The sequence below is a fragment of the Candidatus Thermoplasmatota archaeon genome, from assembly GCA_034660695.1.
Taxonomy (GTDB): Archaea; Thermoplasmatota; E2; order UBA202; family DSCA01; genus JAYEJS01.
The window spans coordinates 1-11077 of the sequence record JAYEJS010000046.1; the positions used below are offsets into that span (position 1 = coordinate 1).

The window sequence follows — 11077 nt, forward strand, 5'->3', positions numbered from 1 at the left end:
GGAAGAAAATAGAGTAAAACATTGTTTGCATTCCAAAAAACGGGATGTTTTAACCAAAGAAACTACACCAGGTTGGGCATTTTGAGTAAAAATTAGGGGTAATTCAGATAAATCGGGTCATCTACTATTCTATTCCTGGGAAAACCCCTTAAAACATTGTCAATAAGCATGTGACCTTTTCCAAAACATCTATTCCTCCATAGTTTCCATAGAATCTGTTTTTGTACATCGCTGTAATTTACATAGCAGAAATATTGTAAACATATCTAACAATTTTGTAAAAAAATTTTTATATTTATCAGACATTTGGGGTATGGAGACAAAATGAATATCAAAACTGAGTATTGGAGAGGTTATGGTGATAGTCATGTTTAGAGAAATATTCGGAGGGAGTCCTCAAGCAAAAATATTGGATTTCCTAGGAGATCATCCAAATTATGATTACAGTATTAGCGATATTGCTGAATATGCGGAGATTAGCAGACCCACACTCTACAAAATCATCCCCGGGTTGATAGGGAAAAAAATACTGGTGGAAACAAGAATAATTGGAAAGTCTAAAATGTTCAAGCTCAATACAAAAAATGAGTTGGTCAGGAAGATATTAAAATTTGATTTTGAGCTGGCAGATACAATGGCAAAAATGGAAAAAGAAACAATATTCGCATAATCAAGATATTCCCTTTTTACTTGCTTTGAGCCTATCAGAAATTTAAAACAAAAAAGGTAGAGAAAAGTAGGGTTACTTTTCTTCCGGCAGTTCTCCGTACATGTGTTCCCACTTTCTGTCGACCCATCTCTGCAGTTCTTTCAACATCTCGTCCGTAAGATGCCTGAATCGTCCCTGCCCTTTTATGTAATCTGCCACGGGTATTTTCTTCGGTGGCTTGTATATGTTTGTTATGTCTCCGTATTCCGCCTCGTAGAGAGTCCACATCCCGCTTTCAACAGCTTTCTTTCCCATCCCGATGGTTTTTGCAGGGTCATGCCTCCAGCCAGTGGGACACGGGGCAAGAACATGCAGGTATCTGAATCCCTCAACATTCTTTGCTTTCTCCACTTTATTCAGAAAATCTTTCGGGTACGAAATGCTCATCGTTGCCATGTATGGTACCTCATGTGCCCTCATTATCCCCGTCATGTCTTTCTTGTGGTGCATCTTCCCCGGAATTTTTTTGCCTGCAGGCGTTGTGGTTGTCGCTGCACCGTAAGGGGTTGAGCCGCTTCTCTGAATGCCCGTGTTCATGTATGCCTCGTTGTCGTAGCACACGTAAATCACGTCCTCGTTTCTCTCGGCTGCACCAGACAAAGCCTGAATTCCTATGTCGTATGTTCCCCCGTCTCCGGCAATGCCAACGACAGTCGCCTTCTTCCCTTTCCTTTTCAGCGCCCGTTTAACGCCAGAGATACATGCAGCGGTATTCTCAAATGCCTCATGCAGGTATGGAACCTTCCATGCTATGTAGGGATATGTTCCCCCGAATACGAGCAGACAGTTTGCAGGGGCATAAACAATCGTATCTTTTCCCAGTATTTTCATCATGTTGCGGACAATGATGGGAGCTGAACATCCGGGGCATGCTGTATGGCCAGACGTGAAAAGGCTTTCCTCTGGCAAATCCTTTATATTCATTCTTCCACCCCCCTTGTACCAATCCATACAACTTCCTTTTCAACCTTTCCTTCCCTGGCTGCCTTAAGTGTTTTCTCGAACATTTTTCTCACGTCCGCTTTTACGACATCTCTGCCACCCAGTCCCGCAAGGAAATTTACTATCGGAATGTCACGGCCGTATAATGCATGTCTTGTTTCTATGAAAGTTGGCCCACCCGAGCCAAACGATATGGAACGGTCGTACACACCTATGGCTTCCACGTTATCTGCAATTTTTTTCAGTTCTTCAATTGGAAACGGGCGGAAGAATCTCAATTTCACGAGTCCCACTTTCTTTCCCTCTTCCCTCATCTCGTCTACAACCTCTCTAGCCGTTCCAGTTACGGTACCAAGGGTTATTAACACTGCTTCTGCATCATCGCACCTATATTCCTCAACAAGCCCATGATAATCTCTCCCAAAGACAGATGCAAACTCTTTATTTATTTCTTTTATGACTCTTTTTGCATTCTGCATGCTTTGTTCATTCTGATACCTCACTTCCTGAATGTATTCGGGAGGGGCAAACGAGCCGATTGTCATCGGTCTTTCAGTATCCAGAATAACATCGGGTTCATAAGGCGGAAGAAAATCCATAACTTCATCGCTTGAAGGGGCGTCAACAGGCTCGACCGTATGGGACAGAATGAATGCATCGAGTGTCGGCATTATCGGAAGCAAAACATCCCTGTACTCCGCTATCTTGTATGACTGTATGATCATGTCAAGCACTTCCTGATTGGTCTCGCAGTACATCTGCATCCATCCGGTATCTCGCTCCGGCATGGTATCGTTGTATTCACACCATATGCCGATCGGGGCGGCAAGCGTTCTATTCACGACAGGCATCACTATGGGCATGTGCAGGGCGGCTGCAACAAACAGCATTTCGTGCATAAGGGCAAGTCCCTGAGAGGAGGTAGCAGTGAACGTTCTTGCGCCTGCTGCCTGGGCAGCTATGGCCGCCGACATCGCAGAATGCTCGGATTCCACTTTTATGAATTCTGCATCTGTTACACCGTCATTGACAAACGTGGAAAAATCTTCGACGATATAAGTTTGAGGGGTGATAGGATACGCAGCGACCACATCCACATCGCACAGCAATGCGCCATATGCAGCGACATAATCGCCAGTTACCACCATTTTTTTTCTTTCTAATTTTTGCAGCATTTTTTCACCTCTTTTCCCTCTCTATTGTTATGGCATGAGTTGGGCATTCGTTTACACATATCCCGCAGCCCTTACAGTAGTCGTAATCAATAACCGCCTTATTGTCGACCATTGAAATGCACCCTTCAGGGCAGTAAAACCAGCATATCTTGCATCCTATGCACTTTTCTTTGTCAACGCTGGGTATAAATGTTCTCCACCCGCCTGTCTTGTTTTCAATAAACGAGCCAATGCCAACAAGCCCCGCATCTGTTTCCATGGTTGCAATCGATCCACCCAACGGAAGTTCGTCAACTGTAGGAAGCCATTCTTTCTGAGGAACAAATGCTTTGCCATCTTTGCATTTGCCTGTAACCGTTTTTTCATATGCCATTCTTGCCGCCTTTGCGTTTTTCTCACCCATAGCCTGTCCCATCTTTGTGCCGAATTTGTCCATTATCGCCTTTTCTATTGATTCTATCGAAACCTGTCCGGTTGCCTTTGCCAGTGCTCCTAAAATGGCGGTATTGGTTATTGCTCTTCCGAGAACATCCAGAGCTATGGATGTGGCATCGACTGTAGCGCATCTTACCTCTCTGGACAATTCGATTTCCTCGGGCTTTTTCTGGGTATTGATTATGACCACGCCATTCTCTTTCAAGCCTTCAAGAACGTCAACCGTCTCAAGCAGCGTCTCATCCAGAACAACAACATAGTCAGGCTCGTATATCTGCGTCTTTATCCTTATTTTTTTATTGTCCACACGCGTAAAAGCTTTTACTGGCGCGCCTCTCCTTTCCGCCCCAAAAAAAGGAAAGGATACGGCGTAATTTCCTTCCAAAAAAGCTGCAAGGGCATAGGCTTCAGCAGCCATACGGCCACCCTGCCCGCCTCTTCCGTGAAAACGTATTTCATACATGATTATCCAAAGCGGTAATGCACGAATGCAATATTAATGTTATGATGCCGGCAAAGACATAACAAAGGCAGTGGGCTGACATTTCCTGTTTTACAGCTACCTGAGAAGCATTTTAAAAAAGAAAACAAAAGTTTTAATAGCGCAAACCCGTTATATATCTGGAGGCAAGAAACATGAACAGGAAAACACTGGCAATATTTGTAGCGGCACTTTTTGTAGTGGGTGTTGTAATGCCCGCAATAGGAAGTTCCACCGGCAAGGTAAAAATTGAGATAAAAGAAAGAAAATTTGTTGACGGAAGACCCATCGTACCCGTGCTTACAGACAAGGGCATGCGGTTTTCCTTCCTGACAAAAGGTAAACCGCCAGGAGCTGGCGATAAAAAACCAAGCGTGACAATCACTAATCCTGCCGATGGTGCAACTGTTTCTGGGACGGTAACAATCACTGTAACAGTAAGTGACAAGGAAGATGACCCAGACCCAATCCCGACAATTAAGATTGATGGAGTAACTGTTGCAACAGGAAATTCGTATGACTGGGACACCACCGGAGAAAGTGATGGGACACATACCATTTCGGCGGAAGCAACAGATTCCGTCGGCAATACTGGCTCGGATAGCATCACCGTAACCAAAGATGGTAGCGGAGGCGACGGTGTGGTTAAAAAATATGCCCTGTGCATTGGCATCAGCGATTACGACGGAACAGCCAACGACTTGAATTATTGCGATGATGATGCAATGGACTGGAAGGGATTTTTGAATGGCAAAGGTTATACCGTGACTACTTTAATCGACAGGGAGGCAACAGCAAGTACCATAGAAGCAAAGATTGACGACCTGCTTACAAAGGAGGATGGAGACGATTATGTTGTATTCACATACTCAGGCCATGGAACAACGTACCGCAATTATGGCTCTTGCATGATATCCACGGATATGTGGTATATAACACACGGCTGGCTTGAATCCAAATTCAGTTCGGCAGATTCAACACACATATACTTTGCATTTGACGCCTGCAAAATCGGGGGTTTCAAAGGAGTTGTGACTGACGGGCGTGTCGGAGCGTTTGCCAGCAACAAGGACTACGCCTATGACGGAGATGATTCAATGAAAAACGGCGTATTTACATATTACCAGATGGAAGGCTGGAATACATACAACAACTTTGAGGACGATGCGGCATATGCAGTGCAGGAAATGGAGGCATGGGCTTCCCAGTACGCGAATGTGAATGTTGACCCATTCTACGTGGACAAGTATACGGGAGATATGATTCCATAAACACCCCTTTTTCTTTTCTTATTTTCCTTTTTGGAGCTTTTCACAACCCTAAAAATAAGGTAAAAATTATATATTGCCGTACATTTACAGGTAAAAATGGGCGGGAAGACCATGACAAAAAATTTTGGATTTTACTGGAGGCATGGCTAATTTGACGGTCTTCCCATTCCGATTTCCTTTCCCCTCTGTAACAAATCCATTTCGGTATTTATAAACTTTTCTTTTTATTCTGGGCAAATTCTATGAGTTGACTTCCATCACATGTTGCCGTATTGAGGTCAAAGCCCTCTCGGCATGTTGCAAAAGAAAGATTATGGAGTTCGCAGGCGTCTCTAACTCTCTTCATAAGTTCATATCTGGTGTTTGAAGGAAGATAATACGAATTTCCCTTCTTTACAAATTCTATTTTATCCATTGCTTCGGGCATTGCGGATTTCAATCTTTTCAGCGAATCTTTTCTCGGTTTTATTGTGGAAGAAACGATATGGTGGCAGTACTTTGACGCCTCCCCCACAATCTTCTCGATTTCTCCATCATTTATGCCTGGTATTATCGGATCCAATCTCACGGAACAGGGTATCCCATTTTTCCACATCGTCTCCAATGCCTCTATTCTCCTTTCGGGCGAGGGAGCGTTAGGCTCTATTACCCTGGCAATTTCATTTTTCAGTGTCGTTACGGTCATGCTTACAGACGCCTTCATTTTAGAAATTAAATCTATATCTCTTGCCACAAGGTCGGATTTTGTCACTATCAAAACTTTTATTTCATTTTCCCTGAAAATTTTGAGGCTTTTTCTTGTGGCCCCATATATTTTTTCTTCCGGCGTGTATGGATCAGAACTGTTGGACATGCTTATGTATCTATTACCAATGAACCGTGATTTCAACTCCTTTTTCAATCTTTTTGTTACATCCTTCTTCAATCTCGCTTTGAATGGATTGGGGATGTAAGATGTGATGTAACAGTAAACACAGGCATGAGAACATCCTGTGTACGGACTGAATGAATATTTTGGAGGGCACGTGCAAAATTCGCTTTTCCATGGGTCAAATTCATTTATCAGCATTTCGATGACATCTTAACAGCCAACAAAATTAATTCTTTTCTCCATAATTTTTTAAATGAAATTCATATCCCCTTTTACAGGCGATATCATGGTTTCAGTCAAAGAATTCGAAGGAATAAGGCCGGTGCATCCAGAAAAGTTTTGTATAAAACCCTATGATGTCATCAGCAAGGAGGAGGAAGCTCAACTCAGAAAGAGCAAAAATGCCATCCATATTATTCTTCCTGAAGGTGAGGGAAACGAGGTATATGAAAACGCAAAAAATGCTTTCAAAGAATCGATGAAGCACATGGTGAGAGACGAACCGTGCATGTATCTCTACAGGGAGGGGGATGAACGTTTCAGCCAGAGAGGATTCATATTGACAGTCTCCCTCCATGATTATGAGCAGGGGAGGATAAAAAAACATGAGGAAACAAGGGAGAAACCACTTAATGATAGAATTAAGCATATAGAAGCAACGAATGCAAATACGGGCCTTGTCTGGACGATTTTCAAAAGCAAGGAAGGGCTAAAGAAAATCATGGATGAAATTGTTTCCAGAAAGCCCATTTTTGATTTCAATAAGTATGGATATAGCCACAAATTGTGGAAAATAGACAACGATACAGTTAATAAAATAAAATCATCATTTGCTGGTACAGACCTCTATATTGCCGATGGTCACCACCGCATGAGGGCGGCCTATGAATACATGAAAAGGCATGAAAATGAAGAAGTAAAGTATGTTATGATTTTTGTTGCAAGCGATGATGAGGTAAGGATTCTTCCATATAATAGAGTTGTGAAAAGGATAGACAAAAAAAATTTCATTAAAGAAGTTGAAGAAAATTTTGAGGTGAATAGGCTGGAAGAACTCAAAGAACCGGGCAGGCACGAGATACAGATATACTGGAATAATGAATGGCGGGAATTATTGCCTAGGGAAATCCCCGACGGCTCTGTTGAATCTCTTGATGTGAGCATATTGCAAAACAAATTGCTCGGCCCTATTCTTGAAATAAACGACGTAAGAAATAACCCAAATATTTTTTTTGTTGGCGGAGCTGTACCGCGAAGTGGGTATGAGCAACTGGTCAAAGAAGAAGGAAATGCAGCAGTATTTTATCTCCATCCAACAAGCATTGATGAGCTGGAAAGGGTGGCAGATGAAGGCAGAAGTATGCCGCCTAAATCCACATGGTTTGATCCAAAGTTGCTCACAGGGCTGGTATTTCATTCGCTGCGTTAATCCCACACTTTGACGCCATCACTGGATACAGAGGTAACCATCGCCTTTCCACCTGCTTTCTCTATCGCTATCGCTATTTTCTCAGGTTCATCTGTGACGGCTATCATGCTGCCCCCTCCGCCCGCCCCGGTGAGTTTTGCCCCGTACGCCCCGGCCCTGAGAGATGCATTTATCAGTTTTTCGAGTTCTGGAGAGCTTGCCCCGAGGGTGTGAAGAATTTTTTGGCCTTCATTCATTTTCCCTCCGAGGGATACAAAATCATTGTTTTTTAGGGCATTCATCCCTTCAATGACCAGCTCGCCCATTCTCTCAGTCAATTCTCTCGCAAAACCGGAATATTTTACAAACTTTTTGACTTTTTTGACGAGCAATGGAGTCTTTGATTTTATACCCGTTATTCCTACGACTATTCTCATATCCGGGGCATCGACATGATGAACAAACCATTTCTGCTTCCCCTTTGAGATTTCCCATATGAAACCCTCTTTCTTTTCTTCTGACAGCAATATCGCAGAGCCATATGCGCAGACAGATGTGTCATTGGGACTGCCCCCTTTCTGTACTTCATATTCAATGTCGAAGCTTTTTTTCGCTACTTCTTCAAGAGAGAAAGAGTTATTCAGTTTCAGCAGGCATGCAACAGTGGCGGTGGTTATCGCGGCGGAAGAGCCAAGGCCGCTGGCAGATGGAATTTTTGAAAAGGTTGTGACTGCCAGCGGCTCTCCTTCCCAGAGCTTGTCTATGGCGTGTTTTATGTAGGTATGTCTTCTGCTGTCCATAGTCCTGCCATTCACTAAAAATTCTTTTCCTTTTTCCATTTCCAGCCCCACCCTTAAATCTATTGCTACTGAAAGACACGGTTGCCCATATACGACCCCATGCTCCCCTAAAAGAATTATTTTGCCCGGTACAGATGCTATCGCCATTTTAATATACCGTAACAAAAAGAAGGTAAAAATTTTTACTGTTTTTTCATTGGAGGCAACATAGGATAGATATTGTCAATAAAGCGTTAGAGCTATAGGAAACATTTCTATCAAAGATATTTTATGGGATGGGTTTATAGTATTCCAGTTCTTCTGTCATCTCCTTTAATTTCATGAGCTGTTTGTTAATGAAATATAATACAAGTCCAAAAAATATCATGAGAGACGAAAGAGCGATGATTTCTAAAATTCTATCTGGATGGAAAAGCCATACACCATAAATATCGCGTCCTCCACCGTTAGCTATCACGAGCCACCTTACTGCAAGATAGGTAACAAGCGATAATGCACCAAATGTAATAAGTACCTTGCCGACTATTCCGAGAAGTGAGTCTTTTTCCCCATTGTTTTCGTTATCCATAAAATAACAAGTTGGTTTGTTTTATAACATTTTCCATTTCACATCAGAGAAGTAAACAAATGGTTAGAAATTTTTATCGATATAATTAAATATCCATCTATTCTACTGCCCCGTGGAAGATTTGGAAAGGCTCTATGCAAAAAAAATTGAGGAAGTCATGGCGGGCAGGGTATGGGACCTGCCTATTTTGGATAAGGACGCCAATATATCTCACGTTCTTTCAGTTCTCGCTTCCAGAAGTCATGCGTGGGTTGTCGAGAACAGGAACAGCATGAAAGCCGTGGGTGTGATAACCGAACACGACATTCTCGATCTGCTTGCGCCAAAAAAACTGCCCAGATATGTCTTCGGGGTCAAACATTATTTATCTCTAAAATACGGAACAGCGAGCAAGGCGGAGGACGTAATGCGCAAAAGTCTTGTGAAATGTTCGCCTGGTGATACCGTTGAGGAAGCGTTGGAAAAAATGAGATTTAATGCTTTACGACGCCTTCCTGTTGTGAAGGACGAAAAGTTGGCAGGAGAAATCACGATTCATCAACTTCTTCAATTTCTTTTGGGAAAGAGGAAATAAACATGCTTCTTGAGATATCACTTGCACTCATACTGGCCAAGATATTGGGTTATATTTTTGAGAAGATGAAACAGCCTGGCGTCATAGGGGAAATTCTGGCAGGGATAATTCTTGGTCCGTTTATTATAGGAAAGTTTTCTGGCCATCCATTCTCATTTTTGGGCTTTAAATCTTCTTTTACGCTTGATCTTTTATCCCCGGAATTTGAAGCGATTTCCACCTTGGGCATAATAACCCTCCTCTTTCTCTCGGGTCTAGAAACAAGTCTCGGAGGAATAAAAAGTTCAGGTAAGGGCGGAGTGATAACTGCCTTATTTAATTTCGTGGTATCTTTTGTATCCGGCTATTTGGTGGGCATGCTTCTTGGTCTGAATATCATCCATTCGGTGGCTATTGGAACGATCATGGTTGCTACAAGCGTTGGGATAACTGTAAGAACGCTGATGGATATGAACGCATTGTATACCCCGGTGGGCACTCTCATATTGACAGTTGCTATCATAGATGATGTCCTGGCCATCTTGATGCTGTCCGTCATATTGGGTACGGGTTCTGTTCCGGTGGTAATGCTCAAGGTAGTATTCTTCTTTCTTTTATCCATAGGGGTTATTCTTTATCTGGTAAAGAAATTTTTTGATTACAAAAAACTGGTAAAAATACCGAAGATTGTACTCACATCCTCCCTCGCCTTATGTTTTTTTATGGGGGCTCTTGCAGCCGGCCTCGGGCTGGCGGCAATAACCGGGGCATTTGTTGCCGGTTTGATTGTAAGTGCAACCTCTCAGAGAAGAAAAGTGAGGGAATATGTAAGGCAGCTGGGAGAAGTTTTTTTGATACCCCTGTTTTTTGTATGGGTTGGTGCCTCATTTGATTTCTCTGCCATGAACGACATCGGGACATTGGTTCTTCTTTTCGTTCCTATGGCGTTTATCGGGAAAATAGTTGGTTGCACTGCCGGGGCAAAAATATCGGGATTTAACTTCAGGGATGCTTTATCCGTTGGCATAGGAATGATGCCAAGAATGGAGGTCGCTCTGGTCGTTGTAACAATGGAGATATCTGCAGGCATATTTACAGGTGCGCTGGCCCATCAAATTTTTGCCGCTACAATATTGCTCGTCATCCTGTCATCATTTTTGACACCACCGCTACTAAAACTTGTATATAGAAAAAGAGGGAATGAAAGCGTTGGACATAGTACAGCATAAATGCAGATCTTTTTGTCGGTCGACCATCCCCTCTGCATAAGCATATGAGAAATTTGTGCGTGTGAAGATAAAAGTTTATGTAATGGCTTTTATTGCACTCCATGAACAAAAAATGCCCGATATGCGGAGAAGAGATGAAAAAAATTTCATCTTCATCAGACATGCCATCCATACCTTTCATAAAAATTCCTGAATGGATAATGGAAGTAAACGTCTATGAATGCCAGAAATGCCATTTCACAGGAATTTGGCATGAAAAGTAATTTCTATTTTCCAATATCCTATTCGAGTTCATCCAGCATCTTTTTAAGTTTGGGTTTTATCTTTGGTATTTTATACCATTTAGGCCGGGAATACTGCGTGGTCTGTAGCGTAGCGTAAGACCCGCAGATGAGAGACCGCCCTACCTTTTTTAGCTTACTAACTATTGTGTTCTGTCGCGTGTGGCAGACCATAAAGGTCTGCCCTATAACCAGCGCGACAGGAGAACGAAACAATATGATGGTTGTAAGTAGCGGTAGCTAGTGTGCCCAGCTAAGCTGATACAAGCTTGCAGGTGAAAGTCCTGTCATGGTAAAATCAGAAAGCCATGTAGCATATACCCAACCGCAACAGTAATGTTGTATGTTGGAGCG

12 protein-coding genes and 1 pseudogene are annotated in these 11077 nt (G+C 42.7%); 6 read left to right on the forward strand and 7 right to left on the reverse strand.

Annotated features, from left to right (window positions below):
- Positions 1–355 precede the first annotated feature (355 nt).
- Complete coding sequence (locus U9O96_02370; GenBank protein ID MEA2053953.1) at positions 356–670, forward strand: winged helix-turn-helix domain-containing protein; 315 nt, start codon at positions 356–358, stop codon at positions 668–670.
- 72 nt (positions 671–742) lie between these two features.
- Here the strand turns inward: U9O96_02370 and porB are convergent, their stop codons facing one another.
- From porB to U9O96_02390, 4 genes and pseudogenes are all read right to left on the reverse strand, one after another.
- Entirely contained in the window at positions 743–1633 is an 891-nt protein-coding gene (porB, locus tag U9O96_02375; protein MEA2053954.1) for a pyruvate synthase subunit PorB, read from the reverse strand.
- A complete protein-coding gene (locus tag U9O96_02380; GenBank protein ID MEA2053955.1) occupies positions 1630–2826 on the reverse strand; it encodes a transketolase C-terminal domain-containing protein in 1197 nt (398 codons plus the stop codon). The genes porB and U9O96_02380 overlap by 4 nt, the downstream gene beginning before the upstream one ends.
- A gap of 4 nt (positions 2827–2830) precedes the next feature.
- A complete protein-coding gene (locus U9O96_02385) occupies positions 2831–3199 on the reverse strand; it encodes a 4Fe-4S binding protein (GenBank protein MEA2053956.1) in 369 nt (122 codons plus the stop codon).
- Positions 3182–3724 (reverse strand): annotated as a pseudogene (locus tag U9O96_02390) (pyruvate ferredoxin oxidoreductase subunit gamma). The gene U9O96_02385 and the pseudogene U9O96_02390 overlap by 18 nt, the downstream one beginning before the upstream one ends.
- A gap of 173 nt (positions 3725–3897) precedes the next feature.
- Between U9O96_02390 and U9O96_02395 the strand changes: the two are divergent.
- Positions 3898–5013 carry a caspase family protein gene (locus tag U9O96_02395; protein MEA2053957.1) on the forward strand — a complete coding sequence of 372 codons (1116 nt, stop codon included), beginning with the start codon at positions 3898–3900 and terminating at the stop codon, positions 5011–5013.
- A gap of 208 nt (positions 5014–5221) precedes the next feature.
- Here the strand turns inward: U9O96_02395 and U9O96_02400 are convergent, their stop codons facing one another.
- Positions 5222–6082 (reverse strand): radical SAM protein, encoded by an 861-nt coding sequence (locus U9O96_02400; GenBank protein ID MEA2053958.1) that lies wholly within the window; start codon positions 6080–6082, stop codon positions 5222–5224.
- An 88-nt stretch (positions 6083–6170) separates the two neighbouring features.
- On the opposite strand from U9O96_02400, the gene U9O96_02405 reads away from it, so the two are divergent.
- Positions 6171–7313 (forward strand): DUF1015 family protein, encoded by a 1143-nt coding sequence (locus U9O96_02405; protein MEA2053959.1) that lies wholly within the window; start codon positions 6171–6173, stop codon positions 7311–7313.
- Here U9O96_02405 and mvk read toward each other — a convergent pair.
- Complete coding sequence (mvk, locus tag U9O96_02410; GenBank protein MEA2053960.1) at positions 7310–8239, reverse strand: mevalonate kinase; 930 nt, start codon at positions 8237–8239, stop codon at positions 7310–7312. The two genes, U9O96_02405 and mvk, sit on opposite strands and share 4 nt — an antisense overlap.
- Positions 8240–8360: 121 nt before the next feature.
- On the reverse strand, positions 8361–8660 hold the full coding sequence (locus tag U9O96_02415) for a hypothetical protein (protein MEA2053961.1): 300 nt from the start codon (positions 8658–8660) through the stop codon (positions 8361–8363).
- A gap of 112 nt (positions 8661–8772) precedes the next feature.
- Here U9O96_02415 and U9O96_02420 point away from each other — a divergent pair, with 112 nt between their 5' ends.
- The 3 genes from U9O96_02420 to U9O96_02430 all read left to right on the forward strand — a co-directional run bounded on the left by U9O96_02420 (position 8773) and on the right by U9O96_02430 (position 10705).
- A complete protein-coding gene (locus U9O96_02420; protein ID MEA2053962.1) occupies positions 8773–9234 on the forward strand; it encodes a CBS domain-containing protein in 462 nt (153 codons plus the stop codon).
- A 2-nt stretch (positions 9235–9236) separates the two neighbouring features.
- Positions 9237–10442, forward strand: coding sequence for a cation:proton antiporter (locus U9O96_02425; GenBank protein ID MEA2053963.1), 1206 nt, complete (start codon positions 9237–9239; stop codon positions 10440–10442).
- A gap of 101 nt (positions 10443–10543) precedes the next feature.
- Positions 10544–10705, forward strand: coding sequence for a hypothetical protein (locus U9O96_02430; protein ID MEA2053964.1), 162 nt, complete (start codon positions 10544–10546; stop codon positions 10703–10705).
- Positions 10706–11077 lie beyond the last annotated feature (372 nt).